At 52.1% G+C, this 25,954-nt stretch carries 27 protein-coding genes and 2 tRNA genes; 17 read left to right on the top strand and 12 right to left on the bottom strand.

The genetic code is table 11. The annotated features are described in order from the left end of the window. Positions 1-8 precede the first annotated feature (8 nt). Positions 9-1,052, bottom strand: a complete 1,044-nt coding sequence (gene purM, locus HRM2_RS06745; RefSeq protein WP_015903253.1) for a phosphoribosylformylglycinamidine cyclo-ligase — start codon at positions 1,050-1,052, stop codon at positions 9-11. Positions 1,053-1,338: 286 nt separating this feature from the next. Between purM and HRM2_RS06740 the strand changes: the two genes are divergently transcribed. The 5 genes from HRM2_RS06740 (at position 1,339) to HRM2_RS06720 (ending at position 4,481) form a co-directional block, all read left to right on the top strand. Continuing rightward, positions 1,339-2,649, top strand: coding sequence for a homoserine dehydrogenase (locus HRM2_RS06740; protein ID WP_015903252.1), 1,311 nt, complete (start codon positions 1,339-1,341; stop codon positions 2,647-2,649). A 27-nt stretch (positions 2,650-2,676) separates the two neighbouring features. After that, positions 2,677-3,279, top strand: coding sequence for a bifunctional phosphoserine phosphatase/homoserine phosphotransferase ThrH (gene thrH, locus HRM2_RS06735; RefSeq protein ID WP_015903251.1), 603 nt, complete (start codon positions 2,677-2,679; stop codon positions 3,277-3,279). A gap of 5 nt (positions 3,280-3,284) precedes the next feature. Continuing rightward, positions 3,285-4,244, top strand: a complete 960-nt coding sequence (rfaE1, locus tag HRM2_RS06730; protein ID WP_232364214.1) for a D-glycero-beta-D-manno-heptose-7-phosphate kinase — start codon at positions 3,285-3,287, stop codon at positions 4,242-4,244. A 60-nt stretch (positions 4,245-4,304) separates the two neighbouring features. Further along, positions 4,305-4,381: transfer RNA gene (locus tag HRM2_RS06725), tRNA-Met, on the top strand. Positions 4,382-4,404: 23 nt separating this feature from the next. Continuing rightward, positions 4,405-4,481: transfer RNA gene (locus HRM2_RS06720), tRNA-Met, on the top strand. Between the two features lie 60 nt (positions 4,482-4,541). Here HRM2_RS06720 and ychF read toward each other — a convergent pair. After that, positions 4,542-5,651, bottom strand: coding sequence for a redox-regulated ATPase YchF (ychF, locus tag HRM2_RS06715; RefSeq protein ID WP_015903249.1), 1,110 nt, complete (start codon positions 5,649-5,651; stop codon positions 4,542-4,544). Between the two features lie 254 nt (positions 5,652-5,905). On the opposite strand from ychF, the gene HRM2_RS06710 reads away from it, so the two are divergent. Beyond that, positions 5,906-6,349: a hypothetical protein gene (locus tag HRM2_RS06710; protein ID WP_015903248.1), complete on the top strand. Its 444-nt coding sequence runs from the start codon at positions 5,906-5,908 to the stop codon at positions 6,347-6,349. 119 nt (positions 6,350-6,468) lie between these two features. Here the strand turns inward: HRM2_RS06710 and HRM2_RS26530 are convergent, their stop codons facing one another. The 9 genes from HRM2_RS26530 to HRM2_RS06670 form a co-directional block, all read right to left on the bottom strand. Then, positions 6,469-6,711 carry a hypothetical protein gene (locus HRM2_RS26530; protein WP_148214575.1) on the bottom strand — a complete coding sequence of 81 codons (243 nt, stop codon included), beginning with the start codon at positions 6,709-6,711 and terminating at the stop codon, positions 6,469-6,471. A gap of 295 nt (positions 6,712-7,006) precedes the next feature. Beyond that, positions 7,007-7,222 carry a hypothetical protein gene (locus tag HRM2_RS06705; protein WP_232364213.1) on the bottom strand — a complete coding sequence of 72 codons (216 nt, stop codon included), beginning with the start codon at positions 7,220-7,222 and terminating at the stop codon, positions 7,007-7,009. A gap of 117 nt (positions 7,223-7,339) precedes the next feature. Then, positions 7,340-8,098, bottom strand: a complete 759-nt coding sequence (locus tag HRM2_RS06700; protein WP_015903247.1) for a DUF364 domain-containing protein — start codon at positions 8,096-8,098, stop codon at positions 7,340-7,342. Further along, positions 8,095-8,931: a hypothetical protein gene (locus HRM2_RS06695; RefSeq protein ID WP_015903246.1), complete on the bottom strand. Its 837-nt coding sequence runs from the start codon at positions 8,929-8,931 to the stop codon at positions 8,095-8,097. The genes HRM2_RS06700 and HRM2_RS06695 overlap by 4 nt, the downstream gene beginning before the upstream one ends. 11 nt (positions 8,932-8,942) lie before the next feature. Further along, the gene (locus tag HRM2_RS06690) at positions 8,943-9,704 is read right to left on the bottom strand and encodes a hypothetical protein (protein ID WP_015903245.1); all 762 of its coding nucleotides are present in this window, start codon (positions 9,702-9,704) and stop codon (positions 8,943-8,945) included. Then, a complete protein-coding gene (locus HRM2_RS06685; RefSeq protein WP_015903244.1) occupies positions 9,701-10,228 on the bottom strand; it encodes a nucleoside-triphosphatase in 528 nt (175 codons plus the stop codon). The genes HRM2_RS06690 and HRM2_RS06685 overlap by 4 nt, the downstream gene beginning before the upstream one ends. A gap of 12 nt (positions 10,229-10,240) precedes the next feature. Beyond that, complete coding sequence (locus HRM2_RS06680; protein WP_015903243.1) at positions 10,241-11,050, bottom strand: ABC transporter ATP-binding protein; 810 nt, start codon at positions 11,048-11,050, stop codon at positions 10,241-10,243. Continuing rightward, a complete protein-coding gene (locus HRM2_RS06675; protein ID WP_015903242.1) occupies positions 11,041-12,081 on the bottom strand; it encodes a FecCD family ABC transporter permease in 1,041 nt (346 codons plus the stop codon). The genes HRM2_RS06680 and HRM2_RS06675 overlap by 10 nt, the downstream gene beginning before the upstream one ends. Next, positions 12,078-13,112, bottom strand: a complete 1,035-nt coding sequence (locus tag HRM2_RS06670) for an ABC transporter substrate-binding protein (RefSeq protein ID WP_015903241.1) — start codon at positions 13,110-13,112, stop codon at positions 12,078-12,080. The genes HRM2_RS06675 and HRM2_RS06670 overlap by 4 nt, the downstream gene beginning before the upstream one ends. A 356-nt stretch (positions 13,113-13,468) precedes the next feature. Between HRM2_RS06670 and HRM2_RS06665 the strand changes: the two genes are divergently transcribed. The 11 genes from HRM2_RS06665 (at position 13,469) to HRM2_RS06615 (ending at position 23,550) form a co-directional block, all read left to right on the top strand. Beyond that, positions 13,469-15,532: a TonB-dependent receptor plug domain-containing protein gene (locus HRM2_RS06665; protein WP_041273102.1), complete on the top strand. Its 2,064-nt coding sequence runs from the start codon at positions 13,469-13,471 to the stop codon at positions 15,530-15,532. Positions 15,533-15,613: 81 nt separating this feature from the next. Further along, positions 15,614-16,894, top strand: a complete 1,281-nt coding sequence (locus HRM2_RS06660; RefSeq protein WP_015903238.1) for a purple acid phosphatase family protein — start codon at positions 15,614-15,616, stop codon at positions 16,892-16,894. 131 nt (positions 16,895-17,025) lie between these two features. Continuing rightward, on the top strand, positions 17,026-18,405 hold the full coding sequence (gene atpD, locus HRM2_RS06655) for a F0F1 ATP synthase subunit beta (RefSeq protein WP_015903237.1): 1,380 nt from the start codon (positions 17,026-17,028) through the stop codon (positions 18,403-18,405). Continuing rightward, a complete protein-coding gene (locus HRM2_RS06650; RefSeq protein ID WP_015903236.1) occupies positions 18,395-18,784 on the top strand; it encodes a protein AtpC1 in 390 nt (129 codons plus the stop codon). Before atpD ends, HRM2_RS06650 begins: the two co-directional genes overlap by 11 nt. Further along, complete coding sequence (locus tag HRM2_RS06645; protein ID WP_015903235.1) at positions 18,781-19,077, top strand: AtpZ/AtpI family protein; 297 nt, start codon at positions 18,781-18,783, stop codon at positions 19,075-19,077. The genes HRM2_RS06650 and HRM2_RS06645 overlap by 4 nt, the downstream gene beginning before the upstream one ends. A 2-nt stretch (positions 19,078-19,079) precedes the next feature. Then, on the top strand, positions 19,080-19,409 hold the full coding sequence (locus tag HRM2_RS06640; RefSeq protein ID WP_015903234.1) for an ATP synthase subunit I: 330 nt from the start codon (positions 19,080-19,082) through the stop codon (positions 19,407-19,409). After that, positions 19,375-20,091 carry a F0F1 ATP synthase subunit A gene (locus HRM2_RS06635; protein ID WP_015903233.1) on the top strand — a complete coding sequence of 239 codons (717 nt, stop codon included), beginning with the start codon at positions 19,375-19,377 and terminating at the stop codon, positions 20,089-20,091. Before HRM2_RS06640 ends, HRM2_RS06635 begins: the two co-directional genes overlap by 35 nt. Beyond that, positions 20,084-20,362 (top strand): F0F1 ATP synthase subunit C, encoded by a 279-nt coding sequence (locus tag HRM2_RS06630; protein ID WP_015903232.1) that lies wholly within the window; start codon positions 20,084-20,086, stop codon positions 20,360-20,362. Before HRM2_RS06635 ends, HRM2_RS06630 begins: the two co-directional genes overlap by 8 nt. Continuing rightward, positions 20,362-21,147, top strand: a complete 786-nt coding sequence (locus HRM2_RS06625; protein ID WP_015903231.1) for a F0F1 ATP synthase subunit B family protein — start codon at positions 20,362-20,364, stop codon at positions 21,145-21,147. Before HRM2_RS06630 ends, HRM2_RS06625 begins: the two co-directional genes overlap by 1 nt. Then, a complete protein-coding gene (locus tag HRM2_RS06620; RefSeq protein ID WP_015903230.1) occupies positions 21,141-22,694 on the top strand; it encodes a F0F1 ATP synthase subunit alpha in 1,554 nt (517 codons plus the stop codon). Before HRM2_RS06625 ends, HRM2_RS06620 begins: the two co-directional genes overlap by 7 nt. Next, on the top strand, positions 22,660-23,550 hold the full coding sequence (locus HRM2_RS06615) for a F0F1 ATP synthase subunit gamma (protein WP_015903229.1): 891 nt from the start codon (positions 22,660-22,662) through the stop codon (positions 23,548-23,550). Before HRM2_RS06620 ends, HRM2_RS06615 begins: the two co-directional genes overlap by 35 nt. On the opposite strand, the gene HRM2_RS06610 is transcribed toward HRM2_RS06615, so the two are convergent. Next, positions 23,542-25,926, bottom strand: a complete 2,385-nt coding sequence (locus HRM2_RS06610) for an acetate--CoA ligase family protein (protein WP_015903228.1) — start codon at positions 25,924-25,926, stop codon at positions 23,542-23,544. The two genes, HRM2_RS06615 and HRM2_RS06610, sit on opposite strands and share 9 nt — an antisense overlap. Positions 25,927-25,954: the final 28 nt, after the last annotated feature.

Here is a 25,954-nt window from a genome sequence, read left to right as displayed (position 1 = left end):
CGATCCGGCTATTTCCACTCGACCTGGGGTTCAGAATTTTCACGCCCGCAGATTTCGCCAATGAGGTAAGCGGGTTCCTCCATGGCAGAAAGCCGATCAAGGACATCCTGGGTCGACGCTTCCGGGACAACGGCAATCATACCGATCCCGTTGTTAAAGGTCCGGTGCATTTCATGGTCGGACACGGAGCCTGCTTTCTGAAGGAACTGGAATACAGGGGGAATTTCCCAGCTTGATTTTTCAATTACCACCTTGCAGGCATCGGGTATCACCCGAATGATATTTTCGTCAATGCCACCGCCGGTGATGTGGGCAAGCCCATGGATGGGAAGGTCACGCACAAGGTTCAAAAGGGGTTGAGAATAGATCCGGGTCGGTGTGATCAACTCCTCGCCTAGGGTTCGGCCAAACTCTGGAATGTGAGTTGACACACCATAACTGCATTTTTCAAAACAGATCTTTCTGACAAGGGAAAATCCATTGCTGTGCAGCCCGGTGGATGCAATGCCGATAAGCCGATGACCGTTGCGAATTCCTGAGCCGTCAATGATTTTGGCGTTGTCCACAAGCCCTACGGAGAAACCGGCCAGATCATACTCGCCATCAAGATACATCCCAGGCATTTCAGCGGTTTCACCGCCGATAAGAGCACACTGGGCCTCAGTGCAGCCATCGGCAATCCCCTTAATTACACTTGCCGCCACCTTGTTGTCAAGGTGCCCCATGGAAAGATAATCAAGGAAAAACAACGGGCGGGCGCCCTGGACAGCAATGTCGTTGACCACCATGCCGACAAGATCAATGCCGATGGTGTCGTGTTTGTCCATCATAAAGGCAATTTTTAGTTTTGTACCGACACCGTCGGTTGAACTTACGAGCACGGGGTTGGACACATTGGCCAGGTTCAACGAATAGAGTCCGCCAAAACCACCGATTTCGCCCATGACACCGGATCTAGGTGTACCCTTTGCAAGCTTTTTAATCGTATTCACAAGATCGTTTGCCTTGCTGATATCAACACCAGCTTCAGCATATGTCAAAGACTCACCCATTAAAACACCCCTTTTTTTAGCAACTCTATCTATATGAAACGACCCCGAAGCATCACAATCAGAGGCCTTTCAGCATTCGTTGTAACCGAAACCAATACCCCGCTCCGGCCATGCCAGCTATAAGGTCAATTGAATCTCGAAAGATAGCCCTATTCCCGTTAAAAGTCAAAACTTTTTTGACATGGCGGTCCGTCTACTGTATTTAGTAGTCTTAAATTTTATTTTAACATTTTTGATGACCTGCCGGGCAAAACGGCACAGGGTTTAGGGAGAACAATCAACAACCATGAAAACCATAAAAATCGGCATACTCGGATGCGGAATTGTAGGAAGCGGCGTCGCCAGGATTTTGATCGAAAAGCAAGCCCTCTTAGAATCACGTATCGGCGCCCGGCTTAACCTGAAATACGTTGCAGATTTAGACACGACAACGGACAGGGGCGTCGCCTTTGGTGAGGGTGTTTTCATCACCGATGCCAACACGGTACTCAACGACCCTGACATTGATATTGTGGTGGAAACCATTGGAGGCAAGGGCATTGCAAAACAATTCATGCTCAAGGCCCTTGAAAACGGCAAACATGTGGTAACGGCCAACAAGGCACTTCTGGCAAGCTTTGGGAACCTGCTGGTCAAGACGGCCATGGAGCACCAGGTGGACATCGGTTTTGAGGCAAGTACCGGCGGATGCATGCCTGTCATCAAAACCCTGCGGGAATCCCTGGTGGGAAACCGCATCGAAGGTATCACAGGTATCCTCAACGGGACCTGCAACTATATCCTGACCAAAATGTCCAACGAAAGCTGTTCGTTTGACAAGGCTTTGGCAGAGGCCCAGGCACTTGGCTTTGCCGAGGCTGATCCCTTTCTGGACGTGGAGGGGTTTGATTCAGCCCACAAGCTTGCCATCCTCAACGCCCTTGCCTATGGCATGGATATCAACCTTGACGACATCCATGTGGAGGGCATCACCAAAATTACCCCCATGGATATTGAATTTGCCAAGGAGTTCGGCTATACCATCAAGCTTCTTGCCATCAGCAAGAACAGCGCTACCGAAGTGGAGGCAAGGGTTCATCCTGCCATGATTCCCAACAGAAATCCTCTCTCCCACGTGGAAGGATCCATGAATGCCGTTACCATTGACGGGGATGCAACCGGTCAGACCATGCTCTACGGCCATGGCGCAGGCATGATGCCCACGGCCAGCGCCGTTATCAGCGACATTGCCGACATTGCCAGAAATATCATGACCGGCGCCAGACACCGGGTGCCGATCCTGGGCTGCCCTCAAACCAACATCCGACCCATCCCTGTTCTTCCCCTGAGCCAGATCAGCACCCCCTACTACTTCAGATTTGAAGCGGCCGACCAACCCGGCGTCTTGTCCAAGATATCAGGCATTCTCGGCGAATGCGGCATCAGCATCAAGATCGTCCACCAAAAGGGACGACGCACCAACGGCACCGTGCCAATAATCATGATCACCCACCTTGCAAAGGAAGAGAACGCCCAGAAGGCATTAAAAGAAATTTCCACCCTTGACTCGATCATGAACCAACCCGTGGTGATTCGAATCGAAGAAACGGACAATTAAACATTCAAACAAACAGAAGGAAACCCAATGGATCTCATTTGCTCTGACCTTGAGGGGGTTTTTATCCCTGAAATATGGATCAATGTTGCAGAAAAGACCGGTATTGAGGCGTTAAAACTCACCACCCGGGACATTACAGATTATGATGTACTCATGCAGAAAAGACTCAGCATCATGGACCAGCACGGCCTCAAGCTCAAGGACATCACCGATGTCATCGCTACCATCGACCCCATTGCAGGAGCCGCAGAAGCCCTCACCTGGATAAGGGAACGTGCCCAGATCATCATCCTCTCGGACACCTTTGAAGAGTTTGCACGCCCCTTGATGAAAAAGCTTGGATTCCCCGCCCTTTTCTGCCACAGCCTGGTTGTTGACGACTCCGGCAGGATCACAGACTACAACCTCAGGCAGCAGAACCAGAAAAAACATGCGGTAAAGGCGTTCAAGGGTCTCAACTACCGAGTGATCGCCTTTGGGGATTCTTACAATGACACAGCAATGCTTGGCGAGGCAGACCACGGATTCTTTTTCATGCCCCCTGACAATGTGGTCAAGGAATTTCCCCAGTTCAAAGTCACCCGAAACTACGAGGAACTCAAAACAATGATCGGATCTCTTATACAGTAATGACCATGGATCTCAACAAATTTAAAAAGATCCGGGCACTGGTCCTTGGGGATCTCATGATCGACGAGTACCTCTGGGGCGAAGTTGACCGCATCTCACCTGAGGCGCCGGTTCCCATTGTGTCCGTCATAAACGAAACCTACACCCTGGGCGGTGCCGGCAACGTCATCAACAACCTCGTGGCCATGGGCGCAGGGGTGAGTGTTGTTGGAACGGCCGGCACGGGAACGGCCGGACGGATGATGCTTGACAAGTTCAAGGAGCTCGGGGTTGATGCAGGGGGCATCATTGACGAACCAGACCGACCCACCACCAAGAAAACCCGGGTCATCGCCTCCAACCAGCAGGTATTGAGGATCGACAAGGAGACAAAGAAAGAGATCTCTTCCACCACATTGACACGCCTGATCTCATTTATCACCGGGGTGGCACCCCGTGTGGATCTGATCATAATCTCTGACTACGACAAGGGCCTTGTCACCCGGGAGCTTGTAAGGCAGACCGTTGCCATTGCAAAGTCCCACAACATCCTTGTCCTTGCCGACCCCAAAGGCCTTGATTTCACGAAATACAGCCAGGTTTCCGTTTTAACGCCCAACCAGAAGGAAGCCGGCATTGCCGCAGGTATTGACATTAAAACAGACCACGACCTGATCCAGGCCGGACTCAGGATCATGGCGTCCGCCTGCATTGAACGCCTTGTCATCACCTGTGGACGGGACGGAATGATGCTGCTTGAACAAGGTAAGACCCCTGTGCGGATAGCCTCCCAGGCCCGCCAGGTGTTTGACGTATCAGGCGCCGGAGACACAGTCATATCGATATTGGGCCTGGCCCTTGCCGCCGGGGCAGGCTTTGAAGAGAGCGCAGCCATAGCCAATGCAGCCGCCGGCATTGTTGTGGGAAAGGTGGGGACAGCAACAGCCAGCCCGGACGAGCTTGAACTTGCCCTTAAAAACGAATAAGAACTATTTTAAAATAGTTCTTGACTTGCCCCCCAACTTCTCCTATATTAGCCGGGTTGTTGCGGGGTGGAGCAGTCTGGTAGCTCGTCGGGCTCATAACCCGAAGGTCGTTGGTTCGAATCCAGCCCCCGCTACCACAAATTACAGATTATAAGGTTGATGCGGGGTGGAGCAGTCTGGTAGCTCGTCGGGCTCATAACCCGAAGGTCGTTGGTTCGAATCCAGCCCCCGCTACCATATAAGACAAAAAGGGATAACAGCTTTTGACTGTATCCCTTTTTTTGGTTCGAGCAAGGGCTAAACGTTGAACCTGAAGTGAAGCACGTCCCCGTCTTTGACCGTGTACTCTTTGCCTTCGACCCTTAACTTGCCCATCTCCCGAAGCTTTTGTTCCGACTCATGGACAAAAAGGTCCTCGCAGTGGTAGGCCTCGGCCCGGATAAACCCACGCTCAAAATCCGTATGAATCACCCCTGCTGCCTGGGGCGCCTTTGCCTCGGCAGGAAAGGTCCAGGCCCTGACTTCCTTCGGCCCTGCGGTGAAATAGGTCATCAACCCCAGCATATCGTACCCCATGCGGATCAGCTGATCAAGCCCGGACTCTTCAAGGCCTGCAGCCTCGAGAAACTCTGATTTTTCTGCCACGGAATCAAGGGCCGCAATCTCGGATTCAAGCTTTCCGCAGATCACCACCACACCAGAACCGTCAGACTCTGCAAAGGCTTTGACCTTTGCTACACGGTCATTTTCAGATTCCAGATCCTCTTCGCCCACATTGCAGCAGTAGAGCTGGGGCTTCATGGTGATCAGATGCAGATCCTGAACAAGCAGACGCTGGGCCGGGTCCAGGCCGATATTGCGTGCAGACGTTCCATTTTCAAGGGCCTCAACAAGCCGCTGCAGCAAAGGCTCCACAGCCCGGGCCTTGTCCCTCACAGCCTTGTCCTGGGATTTTAAAAGCTTGACCAGGTTTCCCTGCCGCTTCTGAACGGTTTCAAGATCAGCAAAGGCAAGCTCAATGCCAATAGTTTCAATATCGGCCAGGGGATCCACCCTGCCCTCCACATGGACCACATCCGGATCGTCAAAACACCTCACCACATGGATGATGGCCCCGACCTGGCGAATGTGACCCAAAAATTTATTGCCAAGCCCCTCACCCTTGGAAGCACCCTTGACAAGCCCTGCAATGTCCACAAATTCAACTACAGCAGGAATGACCTTTTTGGGATTGACGAAACCTGTTATTTTTGCGAGCCTCGAATCTGGAACGCTCACAATACCAACGTTTGGTTCAATGGTACAAAACGGATAATTGGCCACCTCGGCAGGCGCCGATGTCAGGGCCGAAAAAAGCGTTGATTTTCCCACATTGGGAAGTCCTACAATACCACAGTTGAGCTGCATACCTTGTTCTCCATACGTGACAATGCCCGACAGGTCTCCCGCCGGGCATTAGATATTAACAAAAGAACGACTTATACCCTATTTCCCAGATTTTACAATCTTTTTCAGGGAACCTTCATCCAATTACGGATTCCATTCAGTCTTTTTCTTTCCCTGAAATTACAGCAAATCAAGGTTTATTTTTTGCACTTGACAGGGTTAGTTCCTTGGCTAATGATGGTCAAGGATAATGGCGAATCCATAAAGGAGACAAGATGATAAAATCAGAACAGAAAAAAAAGATGGGAATCTGGCTTGACCACAGGGATGCCTTTTTGATTTTAATTAAAGACGACCAGACAACGGTTGAGCACATCAAATCAAATGCCGACAGCCACTTCCGGCCAAAAGGCGGGTGGAAGGCATCGGGGACGGCCATGGCCCAGTCCGTCTCAAAGGAGAAAACCGCGGACGAGCGCCGCAAACATGAACTCCACGATTTTTATCACACGCTTATTCAAAAATTCGCCAAAATGGATACACTCCTGATCTTTGGACCGGGTGAGGCGAAACACGAACTGACCAAGGAAATTGAAAAAATAAAAGTCCCCCACCCCAGGATTGCAGCAGTCAAATCCGCAGAAAAATTAACTGAAAACCAGCTGGTTGCTGAGGTAAAATCGTTTTTTTCAGTCCCTGAGGATCGGCAGCTGCCCTAAACCAAACATTCCCATGGCAGGTGCTTTATTTTTGAGTGAATCCTTGGTATTTCACCCGGGCGATTGACTGGACACATAACATCAAAGATTTTTTATTTAAAACACCCGTCAAAGCATTGTCAATGAAGGCGTTTTAAAATTCGTTGAGGCCGGAGCCATTCCTCGTTCCGGCCGTGCCGGTTTATATGAAACTCGCTTCGACCGGCCGGTGGAAACGGGTGTTGCCCTTCACTCATTCTCGCAGGCCGTCCATGGCCTGCTCCGAGGAAAATGGCAACTCCTTGGACCTCGTGTCCACCGTTGCCATTTAACCCGTTCAGGGCAACACCCGTTCCCGCCCGCCTACTACTGTCGAGTTTCATGCTTCGTTGTGCCCGCCAGGACATGTGGGTTTATAAGAAACTCTTGTCGAAACATCATTGTGAAAGTCTCGACTTTCGAGCCCTCTTTGATTTCCCTGATCGGAACATTGTAAACCAAAGGGGATAGGATTTTTGCCCTTCCAGGCGTTAAGAAGCGCAGGCTGTTTGAGGACTTTAGCCCGCAGTTCCTGCGCTTTAGTCTGGAAGGGCAGAAATTCCCCCGACGTTTACCGTTCCGGTCAGGGTAACCAAAGAGGGCGGAATGGTACTATCGCCTGCCCGGTATTATCGTGTTTCATGCTTCGTTGTGTCGGCAGGCCGACATGGCCGTTATATGAAACTCGCTTCGACCGGCCGGCGGAAACGGGTGTTGCCCTTCACTCATTCTCACAGGCCGTCCATGGCCTGCTCCGAGGAAAATGGCAACTCCTTGGACCTCGTGTCCACCGTTGCCATTTAACCCGTTCAGGGCAACACCCGTTCCCGCCCGCCTACTACTGTCGAGTTTCATGCTTCGTTGTGTCGGCCAGGACATGTGGGTTATATGAAACACCCACCAAATCATTGTCAATGACGGTGTTTCAAAATTCGTTGGGGCCGGAGCCATTCCTCGTTCCGGCCGTGCCGGTTATACAGACTGAGACTGAAGAATCACATGGCTTACACCCCGTATCTGCTTGAATGAACACCCCTCTTCTATTCCCTTTTTGACAAGGTCCCCGTCCTGGACGACCACCCCGGCCACATAGTCAAACCCAAGCGCAAAAAGGGCCGGGGTGACCGGGGTGCTCGGTCCGATGATCAGCTTGACGGCCGAGGGTTGACAGCAGGCGAGGATGCCGGCAAGGGTACCGTTGGAAAGGGTGGTTGCAGTGATGGCAACAATATCGGCCGACGGAAGGTGTTTGGGAATGAGCCCGGCCTCAAGATCCCCTGACTGGGGCTTTTTCTCAAACACCATGAGTTCCTTGAATTTTCCCTTCATGCGCTCCACAAACGGGAAATGGCCGATGACGGCAACCCGCTTTTTTCTGCCAAGCTCAAGAATAAGATCCCCGGCATTGACATCCACCATATCCCCAGGCAGGGGATCCGGCAGCAGGGAGTTGACTGCGGCAAGGCCAAGGGAACTCTTCATGGGATCCTTGTCATGGAGAAGCCCTGCAATGGTTTTTACCGAATGGGACGAACCGATTTCTGGCAGTGAATCAAGGGAAATCGGATGCTGTCCACAGGCCCAGGTGGCAATCCCCATGGAGCTGCTCTCCACTGAAACAATGTGTGCCCCATAGGTGAGGCAGGTGACATCCTGGTCTGGAATCGTCTCAAGCTGGCTTAAAATGTGGTCGATCACCTGTGTCTGGGTAATAGCTGTCTGGTTCATCATCTTTCTCCTTTTATGGGCTGTGGATTTATGGTCGGGTCCCCCTTTGCCTGGGGATTCCAGGTGACGGCAATAAAGCAGACCAGTGAAATGATCATGAATGCATACATGGCGAAAAAAAACGGTATAAACCCGTTTCTGGTGATGGTCAGATTAACGCCGATTTCACCCCTGTTCTCCTCCTTACCAGGGACAAACCGTGTGAGGGTCACCCTGAGGTTGCCGGAACAAAGGGGGGAAAGCATCATGATACGACCGGAAACAGGCGGCCGGTCTTTTTCAACAACAAGAAGATCTGCAAAATTGGCTGTTCGATGGAAAAGTTTTCGGGTCATCACCTCCCGGCTCTTTTTGGGTCCAAGCTTGAGAAAATCGCTATTGTCCGTAAAGGTAAGGGAGTTCAATCGTATGGTAAGTGTATCCGATTCATAGCTATCACCGGCAAACAGCTGTACATTGCTCACCTTTTCTCCTGAAACCAGGGTAATGCCATGGCAGAAGAGCACCATGAGAAAAAAGATATGAATCATGAAAAACGCCCATCGCCTCGGGGTTGAAACCTTAAGGGCCGTGACAAGTTGCTTTGAAACGCTGCACACAAGGGTGTTTAAAAAAAGCAGTCCAGAACAAACACAGATAACAAGAAACCAGATCGGTAAAAGCCAATGGGTGCGTAAGGCCTCAAAAAACCAAACTTGAATGAGGGATTCATTCATCAGCCGGATACCGTCCAGAAGATCAGGGAACAGGGAGAATACCGTTCCAAGACCCAGCAGCAGCACAAGGGACAAGAGCAGAATAAAGGTGAGCTTGGGCGAAGAAAAAAAACGGACCATGACGCCTCCTGTTAATGCTGAAACAGCATGAAAAGAATGTACCCCCCGGGGCAGGCAGCAAAAAGGGCTTTGACTCTGTCCGATCCTGCAAGGGACTTGGGCAGATGGCTTGCCACCATGACCAGCAAAAAGATAATCCCGGCCTTGAAAAAGCCCCGGCTCCACTGCCAGGAATCGCCAAACCAGTTAAGGCACCACAGAGACCCCGACCATTCACTGACAAGATAAACGGCAATACCCGTTAAAAGGAAATTACGCCCCCCGTACATGAGACGATCACGGGTTTCCCGGTCAAAACCTGCCCGCCCCGGTTGGGACCATGCGCCAACCATGGAAACAATGGCGGCCCAGACAAAGAGGGCCACAGCATTGAGCCGCAGATTAAAAAATAGATTAACCCAGAGATTGTCATACATGAAAAAATCAGCATTAAACGCCATGGGCCGTCCCGCCTGGACAACAAGCAGCAGACAGACCACCCCATGGGTCACAACCCGGAGCCTGTTTCTGCTTTTGGCTTGCACCGGGGGCGATGCAAAGTGTTGAACAAGGGTCAGAACAAACGAGACATAAATAATGGCTTCCAGGGAGCCGTACAGGGGAAGCCTCTTTTCAGTGGCCATCAGCCAGACAACACCTGCCCCACAGGCGACCGTGCCGGCAAGGCCAAGGCCCCGGCTCCATCGCGTCTGTTTAAACAGCCCCAGGACAAAGGCCGTTGAAAAAAGTCCTGCCATGCTACAATAAATTAAAAAGGGAATTTGAGCGTTCATTGTTGTTCCTTTACACACAATCGTTTAAGACGTTCAAGTGCAGCCGTGTCGCTGACATGGACGATTTCCACCCGGTCAAGATGCCAGTGACGACAAACCGCTTTAACAAGATTTTCCCGGACAATCCAGACATGAACGGCCCGCGGAATTAAAATAAGGCCTGTCAGAAATGGGGCCCATCCCTGATCCATGAGTTCAAGCTTGCCCACCTCATCCACCATGATCATCCGGGCATGGGCACAACTTTTGGCATCAAGGGCCCCTTTGCCTGCGGCCATACCTTGGTCAAAAAATTCAAACGGGGTTATGCCCCGGCTCTCCTGGCGACTCACCCGCCTTGCAAGGGGTGTTGTAATCCCTGTTTTCAGATCCGTCAGGTCAAAGCCGTGGCGCAGGTTATCCTTCCACAGCCCCGTGGCAAGAATGCCTGCAATGGGTAGCCCCCGATCCTTTAAAAATGAAACAAGGCCGGCTGCCAGGGTTGATTTTCCACTTTGAACCCCTCCTGTGATGATGACGTGCATGCTTACTCCTGTTTATTGATAGGTATCGGTTTCCAGGCCGTCCACTGCCGATTCCGGTAAAAAGAAACGTGTTCGTTCCAGGGTGGAGACTGCCACGGTTTTGGTTTCGTACAGACGGTCGAGGTTGGCCGTGGTCATGGTTTCGTCCAGACCGCCTGCGGCAATAATCCTGCCGTGCTTAAGCATGATGACCCTGTCTGCAAAGCACATGGCCATGTTGGGATCGTGCATGGAGGCGATCACACTTGTTTGCTGGGTGGCACAGAGGGTTTTGATCCTTCGAAGAAGGTGATATTGATTGTGGAAGTCAAGGTGGTTGGTGGGCTCATCCAGCAGCATGACCCGGCCTGCCTGGACAAGGGCCATGGCAAGGAGGACAATCTGGCGCTCGCCCCCTGAAATCCGGTTAAAGTTACACCCGGCAAGATGCTCGGAACCGAGCAATCTTAAGGCATCCATGGCAAGTCTGCGGTCCTCCTGGCCGGGTATTTTGGTCAACCCGATAAACGGCGCCCTTCCCATGACCACCACATCAATCACCCGGAAGGGAAAAATCTCCATGTGCTCCTGGGGTACAAAACTGATGTGCCGGGCGATTTCTCCCTGGGAAAAATCTGCCATATTCCGGCCCAGAATCCTGACAGTTCCGGCCGTCGGCTTTAAAATTTTATTGAGACAGTGGAGAAGGGTAGTCTTGCCTGAGCCGTTTTTTCCAAGGATGGCATAAAAAAGCCCGGGCTTGATTCCAAACGAAATGTCATCAAGGATCTGGGTCTGACCGTACCTGAACCCCAGCCCACAGCATTCAACGGTTAAATCCATCCGCTTCCCCTGTTCTTGTAGAGAAGAAATCCAAAAACCGGGGCACCGGTGAGTGCCGTAATGATGCCCACGGGAATTTCAGCTGCTGAAACAGACCTTGCCACATCGTCTGCCGCCAAAAGGAAAAGGGCGCCCAAAAGGGCGGTCACAGGCAACATCCGTTCATGCTCCGGTCCTGCAATGGTTCTTGCCATGTGGGGAATAATCAATCCGATCCAGGAAATTTGACCACAGGTGGCAACGGTCATGGCAACGATGAATGAGCTTGTGACAATAAATAGGAATCGAAACAGCCCCGGATTCATGCCCAGGGATTTTGACTGAACATCTCCCAGGGATAGAACATTGAGCCTGAAGCGCAGCAGCATGAAAAACAAGAGCCCCAGCACCGTAACCGGGGCAATGATGAAAATATCGTTCCAGGCAACCCGGGTGAGGCTGCCCATAATCCAGAAAACAATGCTTGGAAGCTCATCAAAGGGATCTGAAAAATATTTAAGCACCATTAAAAGGGCGTTGAAAAATGACATGACCACCATGCCGGAAAGAACAAGCACAATGATGGGCTTGACCGAAATTAGCCGGGCAATGGCAATGGCCAGACCAACGGCCCCAAGCCCGAACCCGAAGGACAGCAGGTGCACCAGGGAAAAATGATACCCCGGAAGCACCAGGCCGAGGGCCGCACCAAAGGTGCATCCGGCAGCAACCCCGAGGATGTCGGGGGAAACAAGGGGATTTCTGAACAAGGCCTGGTAAACAGCCCCTGAAACAGACAGCCCCATGCCCACCAGCACGGCCATGAGGCACCTGGGAAGACGAATCCAGAGGATTACAAGCTGTTTTGAGACAAGATCCGGTGAAAGGGAGGCCCCTGAAAAAAAAGCCGCAATCATCTCCCGGATATCACTTGGAAAGACCTCAAACCGCCCCACAAAAAGGGAGGCAAGAAAGAGAAGCAGTAAAACCGTACCCAGGAAAAGAATCAGACGCCTCCTGGTTGTTCCATAGGATTCAACACCAGGGGTCACAGGCCAGCTCCGTCAAGGACAAGGTCGTTGAGCGTGCCGCCCATTTCGGTCATTGTTCGTCCAAAGAGCTCAGCATGGAACCGGTCAACTTCAACACCAAGATCAATATCTGAAAAGAGATCGGGATAGGCCCTGTTGGCAAGCCACAGCGTACCAAGAACGGCCAGGGGCGATGGAAAATCCCAGGGGGCAAGGTTGGATGGGGATCGGTACACATCCCGGTTGGCAACGGCTTTCACCCGCCTTAAAACCGGATCATTCAGCCGTTTAGCAACAGGATTATGAAGGTGCTGTGAAATGACCATCAGGTCTGGATTCCAGCGTAAAAGCTGCTCAGGGGAAATATCCTGGAAATACCCCTGAAGATCATGGGCCACGTTGACCACCCCTGCCCGTTGAAAGATCTCATCCTGGAGCATGCTTCCCGTGGCTGTGCTGAACAGCCCCCTTGACGAGGCAAAATAGCCGGTCTTTTGCTCCTGGACACCCAGGGTGGCCACCCGATGGTCAACCATCAGGAGTACCCCATCCATGAGTTTCACAACCCGGTCTGCCCTTTCAGGCACGCCAGCGGCCAGGGCAATGATGTTGAGGCTGGTTTTAACGCTTTCAAAGCTTTCGGGCAGAATGATGATGCTAGGTATCTCCATGACACCCAGTCTCTGGGCAAGATCAAAACCGTCTTTCTGGGCGTAGAGGATAACCAGATCCGGTTTCAGGGAGGTCACTGTTTCAAAATTGATCCCGGTTGATTTACTTCCCACTGCCGTGAGTTTAGCCACGTCCGGCATCACAGCCAGGGTCAGGGGATCTTTCTTTGAACTGGTATCTATTCCCACCAGTTTATCCTGAAGGCCCATGGAAAAAAGGCACAGGGTGGTGGGCTTAAACGTTGTCACGATTCGGTTGACGGGTCGGGTCAGACTCACAGTACGACCAACCATATCCACCAATGTACGGGTCTGGCTCCAGCCGTTGCCCGGCAAAAGGACCGCAATTACGATCAGCGTGTAAATCAGATATTTTTTCATCTTTTTTCTCTCCTGTTTGTGAACAGATGTGGCATCTGCCGTTTAATCCGCTAGGGGCAAAACCTCTCCCCAGTCGCCTCTGCTGCGAAGGTTCAAATTTCCTTGTAATCAGATGCCATATCCCCGCTCCGGCCGTGCCGGTTATAAAAAAGGGAGTAATGGTTGTCAACATATTAGTTAAAACCCCTAAAAAATTGTCATCCATGGTTATCCATTGTCCTTCTTAGGAGAGATTCATAATATACTTGACAACACCAGGGTCAAAAAAAGAAAATGCCGACCTAAAAGAAGGAGTTGTATGCCTTATAACCATTTGGCATTATTTTTTAAAGGAAAATCAAAAAAGGAGAAGATGAATGAAATTTAGACGGTATGCCGTGGCAGCCATTTTATTGATGGCCATGGCAGGAGGAGATCTTTACGCAGCCACCCCGGACCCGGACGATACCTTTTCCCTGGGAGACATTGTTGTCAAAGGGGAAAAAACAGATGTGGCTGACATTGGTATCTCCCAGGTAATCACAGACGTTGAGATCAAGGCCACCAACAGCACCACCCTTGCTGAAGCCCTGAAATTTGCGCCGGGCATCACCATGACCCGGGGAAGTAAAAATGAACCCGAGGTTTCAATCCACGGATTTGGTTCGGAAAAGACCTTGTTTTTAATTGATGGCATTCCCTACTATGAAACATACTACGGCAAGCTCAACCTTGACCAGATACCCGTGGGCATCATCAGCAAGATTGAGATCACCAAAAACGCCCCTTCGGTTCTCTACGGCGCCAATGCCCAGATTGCCGTTATCAACGTCGTTACCAAAAAAGGGACCCAGAAACCCAGCCTCAGCCTCCAGGGAGAAATTGGAGAAAACGGCACTTACTCAGGGGGATTGTCCCACGGAAACCAGATTGGGGCCGTCAATTACTGGCTGAGTTATCTCCACGAGGAATCGGACGGCTGGCGGATGTCCGATGATTTTGAACCCACAGAGGTAAAAGGTAAAATTCTTGAAGACGGTGGTTTCCGGATCAATTCAGACTATAAAAAGGACAAATTCTGGGCAAGAATGGGCATTACTCCCACAACGGATTCCGAATACTTTGTCAGCTTTCACATCATGGATTCTGAATTTGGACATCCACTTGCCACGGATTATGCAAAGTATTTCCCGAAAGCCGGCGACAAACCGGCGTTTTCATCCTATTCACGGTTTGACGACTACAGGGACTGGGGAGTCGATTTAAGCGGGAAACATACCATTTCAAGTGCCCTGACCCTCAGGGGCAAGCTGTTTTACCATGACCACCAAGATGTCTATGTCTCCTATGATGGCCCAGATTTTGACACTGTGGTTGCAGAAAGCACATACAAAGACAACTTTGTCGGGGGATCTTTGTTTGGTGACTTTCAGTTTGCCGACATGCACAAAGGCCATGTCTCCCTGCATTTTAAGCAGGACACCCATGAAGGCAGGGATGATGACTACCTGCCCTACAACAAATATGAGGCATACACGGGATCCATTGGAACCGAGCATGAATTCTTCACCAATTTTGGTCTCGCCCTCTATGCCGGTGCATCCTATGACTGGTTTGATATCACCGAAGCCCAGGATTACGTTTATGAAAAACTATCCAGCTCAAACTACGTTTTTGAGGGGCAAACAGACATGGAAACACCTTCCACAATGTCTGAATTCAACCCCATGGCTGGATTCACCTGGGAAAAGGACCAGATTAAAGTTTACGGCTCCGTGGCCAAGAAAACCAGGTTCCCAACTTTGGGACAGCTCTACTCATCCTCCAGCGGAAATCCAGACTTAACCGCGGAAAAGAGCATCAACTACACCCTGGGGGTGACAAAGGCTTTTGGCAAACGCGTCACGGCCGATGTGTCAGGATTCTACCACGACATCTCAGGCTGGATCTCCAGGGACTATGTCCAGAACCTCGTGGGTGATGATGTATATTCCAATGTGGAAGACGTTTCCATGTTGGGATTTGAGACCTCAGTCAAGGTGGTCTTCTGCGACTATTTTTCCGTGAACGCCAACTATACCTACAATCATGCGAAAGATGAAAGCGACAACCGGGTCACAGACAAGGTGGCAGGGGTTCCTGAGAACAAGTATGGTTTGGGATGTGCGTTGACCATCCCAAAAGTACTCGTCAAGGTGGACCTCCAGGGAATCTATGTCGACACCATGTATGAGGATCTTCCAACACCCCTGGACCCCACCAATGAAACCACGAGAAGTGATGACTATTTCATCCTCAACACCCGGATTTCGAAAAAATTCCGTGACAGGATGAGCGTTTATGTGTCATTGAACAACCTGCTTGACGAAGATTATGAACAGGAAATCGGTTTTCCTGGAGAGGGAAGAAATTTCAGGGTAGGTTTCTCCCTTGACCTTTAGTCCTATAATCTGAATAAAATTTGTACCCCTGGGGACGGATCCATATCCGTCCCCATTCATGGCCCGGAAAAGGAGCCCCAAATGTTTTTCAATTCAAGGAAATGGGATTTAAAATCCATCCAGTCAAAACCATTGCTGCTCCTGGTGGCATTGCTCCTTACCGTGGGTTGTGCTACAACCCCTCTCAACACCCTGTCCGGGCAACCCCAGTTACAGCAGTCGCCAATACCCAGCCGAATTATTCTCAACCTCACCCAGACACCGGCCTCAAGTCAGGCCGTGACCTGGAGAACCCCTTCCATCGCCACAAATTCGAGGGCTGAAATCGCAAAGGCCACGGGATCTCCCGATTTTGCCACCAAAGCCTCAACCACACCGGCCCTCAATGAAACCGTTACCCTGGACGACAATTCAATTGTTTTCTCCCACTCCGTGGTGTTCAAAGAGCTGACACCCGGCACCCTCTATGCTTACCGGGTCGGGAACGGCACCGTCTGGAGCGAGTGGAATCAGTTCAGAACAGCCCAGAATACCTTCACCCCCTTTTCCTTTGTCTATTTTGGAGATCCCCAGGAACAGGTAAAATCCTTGTGTTCAAGGACTTTCAGGACGGCCTTTTCAACGGCCCCGGATGCCGCATTCTGGCATTTTGTGGGAGACCTTGTGGATAACGGTGACAAGGACCGGGAGTGGGAGGAGTTGTTTGACGCCATTGGTTTTATTCCACGCGTCACCCCCATGATCCTTGTGCCGGGCAACCACGAATATCCAGACCGCCGCAGGATCAAAGGGGATGCCTTCCGTATTTTTCCCCTGTGGCGGCCCCAGTTCACCCTGCCGGAGAATGGCCCAAAAGGCCTTGAAGAAACCGCCTATTTCCTGGATTACCAGGGGGTGAGATTCATCATGCTCAACGGCAATGAACAGCTTGAAGTCCAGGCCCAATGGCTGGAAACCATCCTTGCCGACAATCCCCAACCCTGGACGATTGCAGCGATTCACCAGCCTATTTATTCCACGGGCCACAGGGGAAGGGATCATCGTCGCCAGGAGTTGTTTGTGCCAATCTTTGATCGTTTTTCAGTGGATCTTGTTCTCCAGGGCCATGACCACACCTATGCCCGCACCAAAAGGCTTGTCAGTGGTCAAGCCATTGTCGGGCAGAACCGGGGAACGGTCTATGTCACTTCGGTAAGTGGTCCCAAATCCTACCCCGTCAACCATCGCTACGATCCTCTCATGGAAGTAACGGCAACGGGGCAACAGCTCTTTCAGGTCATCCGGGTGGACAACAACACCCTTACCTGTGAAGCCTTTGACAGCGCCGGAAACCGCCTGGACAAATTTCAACTTAAGAAATAGGGACAGCTGTATCTGCAACACCTGACACCTTAAAATTCCATTTGACAACCTGGTTTGCTTTACGCCATACTCAACATATCGCGATCAATGTGTTTCCTTAACTGAAAACAGACCGAAACCCACGGACTCCCATGGAAAAGCAAGGAACCATCGTAAGCATCAACGGCAGCATTGTTGACATCGAATTTCAAGCCCCCCTGCCCTGCATCAATACCCGGTTGACAGCCCTTAACAATACCGTCATCCTTGAAACGGCCCTCCATTTATGCGAAACCCTGGTGAGGGCCATTGCTTTATCACCCACAGCCGGACTTGCCCGGGGAAACAGGGTCCTCAACACGGAAAACCCCCTCATGGTGCCCGTGGGAGAAAACCTGCTCAGCCGCATGATCAACGTCTTTGGCCAACCCATTGACGGTGGCCCCCCCCTTGCCCCGGACACCCAATATCGGCCCGTCTATGCCAAACCCGTTCCTTTGATCCAGCGAACCGTGCAGAATGAAATCTTTGAAACCGGCATAAAAATCATTGACCTGCTATCGCCCCTTGAAAAAGGAGGGAAAGCCGGTCTTTTCGGGGGTGCAGGCGTTGGTAAAACAGTTATCATCACCGAGATGATCAACAACATGGTTGGCCGGTATGAGGGAGTGAGCCTGTTCTGCGGCATTGGCGAACGATGCCGGGAGGCTGAAGAGCTGTTTCGCGAAATGAAAGAAGCAGGGGTACTTGACAAGACCGCCATGGTATTTGCCCAGATGAACGAGGCGTCCGGGGCCCGGTTCCGGGTGGGCCACGGTGCCCTGACCCTGGCGGAATTCTTCCGGGACACCCTGAAAAAAGATGTCCTCCTGCTCATTGACAATATCTTCCGCTACATCCAGGCAGGCTCAGAGCTGTCCGGGCTCATGGGCCGAATTCCTTCCCATGTGGGATACCAGCCCACCTTGGCATCCGAGCTTGCCGAGCTTGAAGAACGCATCTGTTCCACCGCCAACGGGGCCATCACCTCGGTCCAGGCCGTGTATGTCCCTGCCGACGATTTTACCGATCCTGCAGCCTCCCACACCTTTTCCCATCTGTCAGCCGCCATCGTGCTTGCCCGAAAACGCGCCAGCCAGGGATTTTATCCGGCCGTCGATCCCCTGGCCTCAAACTCGAGCATGCTCACCCCGGCCATTGTTTCAAACGACCACTACCAGACGGTCCAGGCGGTAAGAAAGACCCTGTCCGATTATGAGGATTTAAAGGATATCATTGCCATGCTTGGCCTTGAAGAACTGTCGGAACAGGACCGTACCACCGTTGCCGTTGCAAGGCGTCTCGAACGATTCATGACCCAGCCCTTTTTTACCACCGGGCAGTTCACAGGCCTTAAAGGCAAACGGGTTCCCCTGGCAGACACCATCGCAGGATGCCAACGCATTCTCCAGGGGGAATTCAACGACACCCCGGAGCAGTCTCTGTACATGATCGGCACCATTGACGAGGTGAAAAAGCCCCATGCAGATTAGCATCAATCTTCCCACATCCCTGTATTTTTCAGCTGACAAGGTACTAAAAATAGTTGCTGAGGGCATGGAAGGATACTTTACCCTGCTGCCAAACCATATCGACTATGTGTCCATTCTGGTTCCCAGCATCCTGACGGTGGAAATCAAACCCGACACCCCGGTCTATTTTGCCGTTGACCACGCCACCCTGGTCAAAAAAGGGTCCAGGGTGTGGATTTCAACCCGGAATGTTGTCCGGGGAAAAGCCTATGAAACCCTTGCCCAGGTTGTCCTACACCAATTCAAGGAGATCTCTGAAATGGAGAAAAAATCACGCACGGCCCTTACAGGACTGGAGTACGGCCTGCTGCGCCGGTTTGCAGCGCTCAAGCACCCATGACACGGCCGTCCCACAATCCAGACAAGGAGCCCCTGCCTGGAATCGTTGCCCGAAAAACAGACCAGCACATCAAGGCCCAAAAACAGGAAAAACAATCCATCTATTTTGGCCTTGGCATGATTGGTACGGTTGGCTGGATGATCGTTCTGCCCCTGGTGGCAGGTGCCATGGTTGGCAGAGTCCTTGACCGGCTCTGGCCCTGCGCCGTATCCTTTACCCTGACCTTCATCTTTGCCGGGCTCTGCCTGGGCTGTTGGTTTGCCTGGCAATGGATCAATCGACAAGGAGAATAAATATGCCACCCCCTTTGCGCTACTTTCTTCTGTTTCTAACAGGAAGCCTTGCTGGGCTGTTCTATTTTGGAGGGCTGTGGCTCACCCTGAAACAGACCCTCAACAGACCCAGGGGGGCAGTTTGGATTTTCATCAGTTTTATCCTGCGCACTGCAGTTGTTGTGACCCTGTTTGTCATTTTAATGGAAAACGACTTTTACCGCATCCTTGTTCTGATGGCAGGCTTTATATGGGTGCGCTTTCTATTTACCTCAAGAATGAAAAAACCCAAGACCACCCTGCCGGGAGGAAGGAACAGTGATATACTCACCCGATCAGATCATCCTCTTTGAATGGGGATGGCTAAGGATCAACGCCACCCTTGCCGGCACCTGGGTCATTATGGTCCTGATCGTCGTCTTCTGCCGAAGGATCACACGGAACTTGACCTCAAATACAACCCTTTCAAAAGGTCAGAACCTGGTTGAGGTGATAGTCGAGGCAATGGGCGACCATATCAGGGAGATCACCCTGGAACGGCCCGAACCCTTTCTGCCCTTTGTGGGAACCTTGTTTATCTTTATTCTCTGCTCCAACCTGTTGTCGGTGGTTCCTTTTTTCATTCCACCCACCGGTTCTTTGTCCACCACAACTGCCCTTGCCCTTTGCGTGTTTGTGGCAGTACCTGTTTTCGGACTCTCCAACCAGAGCCTTAAAAGTTATCTGGGCCAGTATCTGAAACCCTCGCCCATCATGCTCCCCTTTAACATCATGGGGGAAATCACCCGGACCTTTGCCCTGGCCATGCGACTCTACGGCAATGTCATGAGCGGCACGGTCATCACCTTTGTCCTGCTCATTGTTACCCCGTTGTTTTTCCCCGTGGTCATGCAGGGACTGGGACTTCTCACCGGCACTATCCAGGCATACATATTCAGCCTGCTTGCCCTGGTCTATATTGCCTCGGCCCTGCAGAACGATAAAACCAAAGCCCTTAAACCAAAACCCAAAGACAGGAGAACCAACCATGGATAATATTGGATTGATCGGAATGGTGTCGGTATTCTCAGCCGCCCTCTGCATGGCCATAGGCTCAATCGGATCTGCAATTGGAGAGGGTCTTGCCGCAATGGCAGCCCTTCGATCCATTGCCCAGCAGCCAGACCACACAGCCGCATTAACCCGGACCCTTTTTGTCGCCATGGCCATGATCGAGTCAACGGCCATCTATGCCCTGGTGGTTTCCATGATTCTCATATTTGCCAACCCATTCTGGCAGTATGCCATCACAAAGGCTGGGGGCTGATGCAGATTGACTGGTTCACAACAGGGGCACAGGTGATCAATTTTCTCATCCTTGTGTGGCTGTTAAAAAAATTTCTCTACCGCCCCGTCATGGAAACCATGGATCGCAGGCAGCAAAGAATTGTTAGGACCCTGGACCAGGCCCAAAACAGCCAAATTCAGGCGGACCTGGAACGACAGCGGTATATAACCCTCCAGCAGGGGGTGGAAAAAGAAGCAAATTCCCAGATCCAACGGGCAAGAACGGAGGCTGAAAACCTTCGCATTGACCTTATTGCGGCGGCCAAAGCAGAGGCGGAACAGGCAAGGCAAAGGTGGCAGAAATCCCTTGCCTTGGAAAAACAAATCTTCCTTGAGCAGAGCACCCGGCTTTTCACCCGCCAGTTTCAAACCCTTGCCAGACAATCTTTTCAAACCCTTGCCCAGGGTTCCCTTGAACAGACCATCATTGAGGTTTTCTGGCAAAAGCTTGAACAGGACCACCAGAACCTCACGGCATTGACCGATCCGATCCAGGCAAACGAGCCCCTGACCGTCACCACGGCCTTTGCCCCGGACCCTGGGATCAAAGAAAAAATCCAGGCCCGGGTGATTGACCTGTTTGGGCCCGGTACAACCCTGGTTTTTGAACAGGACAAAGCACTGATCATGGGTATCACCCTGGAAGCAGGCGGAAAAAAAATTACCTGGGACCAGGGTCACTACCTGGACGAATTCACACGACGCCTTGACCTTGCCCTTGAACACGAGATTCACCTCAGCCTGAGGCAGGAAAAACCATGTTAAAACAGATCGTTAAACAGAATGAAAACGCGTTTGATCGGGCATTGGAGGCCTATCACCCAGAATTGCGGGCAGAGGATGTGGGCCGGGTAATAGAAATCAACGGACCGATCATCCAGGCCACCGGCCTTGCCAACGCCTTTTTTGAAGAGCTTGTGGAATGCCGGGACGGTACCCTGGGAATTGTGGCAAGCCTCATGCCCCGCACCACGGGCATCATCCTGCTGGGTAAAGGTCACACCCTGGGGGCGGGCATGGAGATCCGCCGCCTTGAAAGGCCGGTTGACGTTCCAGTGGGGCAAAGCCTTCTGGGCCGGGTAATTGATCCCACGGGCAAACCCATGGACAACAAAGGCCCCATGAATCATCTGGCCCGGTGGCCGGTGGAACGTCCGGCCCCGGAAATCATGGAGCGGGCCCCTGTGTCAGCCCCCCTTGAGACCGGCATAAAGGTAATCGACACCCTTATCCCCATTGGCAAGGGCCAGCGCCAGCTGATCCTGGGGGACAGGCAGACGGGAAAAACAGCCATTGCCGTTGACACCATCATCAACCAACGAGGAAAGAACGTGGTCTGCGTTTACGCAGCCATTGGCCAACGGGAATCGGCCGTGGCAAAGGTGCTGCAGACGCTGGAAGCCCACGACGCCCTCTCCCATACCATCCTTGTTGCGGCAGGCTGCCAGGACCCGCCCGGCCTGCAGTATATCGCCCCCTATGCGGCCTGCACCATTGGTGAATACTTCATGAACCAGGGCCGGGACGTCCTCATCGTATATGACGATCTGACCCGCCATGCCAGGGCCTACCGGGAGCTGTCGTTGCTCCTTGAAAGACCGCCGGGTCGGGAGGCGTTCCCCGGCGACATCTTTTACGTCCACTCAAGGCTTCTTGAGCGATCAACCCATTTAAGGGCTGAAAAGGGCAATGGATCTCTCACGGCCCTGCCCGTCATTGAAACAGAGGCCCAGAACCTTTCAGCCTATATTCCCACCAACCTGATCTCCATCACCGACGGCCAGATCTATCTCTCCCCTGATTTTTTTGCCAAGGGGGTGCTGCCTGCCGTAGACGTTGGAAAATCAGTCTCCCGGGTGGGGGGCAAGGCCCAGCCTTCGGCCTTCCATGCCATAACCGGCAGTCTTCGCCTCTCCTACTCCCAGTTTGAGGAACTGGAAAGCTTTGCCAGGTTTGCCTCCCGCCTGGACAACACAACAAAATCGGCCCTGGAGCGGGGAAAACGGGTGCGAAAGCTCCTGGAACAACCCAGATTTTCCCCCTTTTCAGACTTTCAACAGGTGACCGTAATGCTGGCCCTGACCCAGGGTTTTTTTGATTTCATTGCCATGGACAAAATCGAAGAGGCAGAGGCGCTTCTGGCCTTGCAGGTGAACAACAGACTTCCTGAAATCTGCCGGAACATTGCTAAAGGCGCTTGCCTGACCCAGGAGGAGACAGACGAACTTCTCGGCTTCTGCCGGGAAACCCTGGACCCGTTGACCAAAGGACAACCAGATGGAAACCCTGCAGACCCTGACCCGACGGATTAACACCACGGGCAAGCTCAAATCCATTGTCAAGAGTATGAAGACCCTTTCAGCCGTGAACATACGCCAGTATGAAAAGGCCGTGACCGCCCTTGAAATCTTTGAGCAGACCATCTTCATGGGTCTCCAGGTTTGCCTGACCGACTACAATCAGCCCCTTTCCAGCAGACCGTCCCTTTCCAGGGACAGAATCCTTGTGGCATTCGGGTCAGATCAGGGGTTGTGCGGCCAGTTCAACGAAAAGCTTGCCCGTTTCATAGGTTCTAGGACCAGCCAATGGCAGACAAAAACCCACACCATCGTTGTTGGTGCAAGACTTTATGCCCGCCTGGAATCCATGGGCATTACCCCCTGTGCCCTGTTCTGGACACCCGGCTCTGTGGGGGGAATCAACCACACGGTATTTCAGATTCTGCTCAAAATGGAAACACTCCAGACTGAAAACAGCATCAGTCATGTGGATTTTTGTTACAGCCGTCACGAACCGGGAACCGCTGAAGCCCCTGTTTGCCAGGCCCTGATCCCCCTTGACCATGGAGAGCTTGCAAGGATTGCCAAACAGCCCTGGGACGGTCCTTCCCTTGCCGAATTTTCCATCCCTGCAGAACAGCTGTTTTCAAGCCTCATACGCCAATATTTCTTTGTGGCCCTGTTCCGAGCCCAGGCCCATGCCATGGCAAGCGAGCAATCAAGCCGGCTGCGTTCACTCCAGAATGCGGAAAAAAACATTGAAGAGCACCAGGCAGGACTTCAGGCCCTTTTCAGGTCAAAACGCCAGGCCTCCATCACCGCAGAGATGCTGGACCTTGTCACAGGCTTTAAGACCATTCAGCGCAAAAAACAGTCCAAATCAGAATAATTTTTGGATGTAAAGCCTGCACCCCATGTACTTTGCAAGGGCTGAAACGGCCCTGTCTGAAGAACGAAACACGGGAACACCCCCCTGCTCGAGAAGGTCGACCATGGGATCAAACCTTCGGCCTGCATCCACGACCCCGAGGACAGGCTTTTCTATCGCTGCAACGGCCTTGGCCATGAGGGTCGCAATGCCCGTCTTTGCGGTCAAAGACTCCCCCTTTCTCACGCCTTCAGGAAGAGAATGGATGCAGGGGGAAAGGGGATCAAGACCAACCACAACGGCGTCTACTCCGGAATCTTGCGCAATGGCCCGTACCACGTCAACATGGAGTCTGTCATCGGCAGACGGGTTAATGTCCATGGGATTTTTCACATCCACCAGGGTGTCAAGCCCGCCCTCCCGGATCAGGCGGGTCAGCCGTTCCTGGGTTTCCGGGTTAAACCCTGCCATTACCATCCCATAATCCTCCCCCTGGATGCTGTCTGCCATTCCAACGGCTTCAAATCCTGCACCGCTCACGGCAGCGAGCCTATTGCCGTCGATCTTTTTGCCGTGTAGGGAGACGCTCAGGGTGAACAAATCCTCAAACTGGGTGAAGCTGTTCGCCACCATGGCACCTGCCTGACCGATGCAGCTGTGACAAACCATGTAATCACCGGCAAGGGAGGCGGTATGGCCTGAGGTGGCACTTTGTCCTTCGGGGGTGCGCCCGGCCTTGTAAAAAATCACCTCTTTGCCGTTTTTGACCGCAGCCCTGATCGCCCGGCAAAGGGCAAGTCCGTCCAGGTCGTTAAACCCCTCCATGTAGATGGCAATCACCTCAATTTCATCAAGGTCCTTGATGTGGTCCACAAGGTCTCCTGCCGTGAGATCATTCTGGTTGCCAATGGAGATGACATAGGCCGGATCAAAGACTGGCACCTTGCTCATGCGGGTGATGATAAAGGCGCCGCTCTGGCTGATAAAGGCAGCCTTTTTCCTGGAACCGCCTCGCTTTTTAGGCAGCTTTTCTTCGGGGATAAAAATCGTATCATACCTGCCCGGGTGGGAGACAACCCCCATGCAGTTGGCCCCAAGGAAAACCGGTCCCCCATTGCCGGACAGATGGGCTTTGCTGATCTTTTCCCGGATGAGCCGGGCCCGATGTTCACCGCCTTTTTTCTCGCCAAGGCCGCCGGGGATGAGCATGACACTGTTGGCACAGTCAAGGTCAAGAATCTGGTCAATCAGGTCTGGCAGGTGTTCTGCGGCAATTGCAACCACAAAGAGGTCCACCTTCCCAGGAAGGTCAGCCAGAGAGTCAACACATGGGACGCCGTCAATCTGATCTTCACCCGGCCGGACGATGGTGACCGCCTCCCGGTCAAATCCGCAGGAAAGGATGTTCCTGAGAATAATCCGTCCAAAATTCATCTTTGTTGCAGAGACGCCGATGAGGGCAATACGTTTTGGATGGAGCAGGTTATGGATCTTTTGCACCGGTCTTGAAACGGGACGATTGCATGGCTTTGAAAACCGGCACAGGCCGTCCAGGGGAACCATCTGGTAGTCGGTAAAGGCAAAGGGGTTGACCTCAAGCTCATCAATGACAAAGGGGGCATCAAGGTTTAAAGGAGAAAAATAACGGCCCATTTCAAGGAACGAGGAAAAACACTCAAGGAGCTGACTGTCTGAAACAATCCGGCTCTGGCCCCTTGTTTTGCCGGCAAGTTTTTCATAGGCTATGGTTTGTTTGAACAGTCCAAGGAAACCGTCCCCGTCAATCATTTCAGGAGATGCCGACACAACGGCCTTGCCGTTTTTAAACCGCCGGGCATAGAGTTCAGTATCGGTTCCGCCAAGCCCTGCTGTAAGGATCATGCCAAACTCCCGGGTGCGCCTTAAACTAACGATCAGCTCGTTACCAAAGGCGTCAGAGTCCGGGGGCATGAACTGGCACATGAGAACCCCCCGAATGTCGGCATCAATGGCAGCCACAAGACGGTCAGGGTCAAGATTCCCATAGGCGGAAGGGGCAATCGTTCGGTTCTTTTCAATCCACTGGGCATAATGCTCGGGCACCTCGTCCATCATTTTGCGCCAGGTGGACCTGATTTTACCCGGCTGCTTGTCAACGATCCTGACCCCCTTAACCTCGGTCTTGTGTACAATGGTCGGAGATACAATCTTTAACACCACCCTGTGACCGGGCATTGAATTCAACGCCTCGTTGGAGGGCCTGCTTCCTTTGGCAAGGAAATTCACCATGGGAATGCTCTCGGCTCCCGAATTTTTCAAAAGCCCATAGGTTTCATGCTCGTACAGAAAATCCCTTCCATCCCTGTGTGCCCGGGTAAAAAGATCCGTTATCTTCTGGAAATCAATATTCAGGATCATGGGTTGTATGTCCTCCTCATCATTCTTT

The organism is Desulforapulum autotrophicum HRM2 (genome assembly GCF_000020365.1).
Lineage (GTDB): Bacteria > Desulfobacterota > Desulfobacteria > Desulfobacterales > Desulfobacteraceae > Desulforapulum > Desulforapulum autotrophicum.
This window is presented reverse-complemented; position numbering and strand designations above follow the sequence as displayed.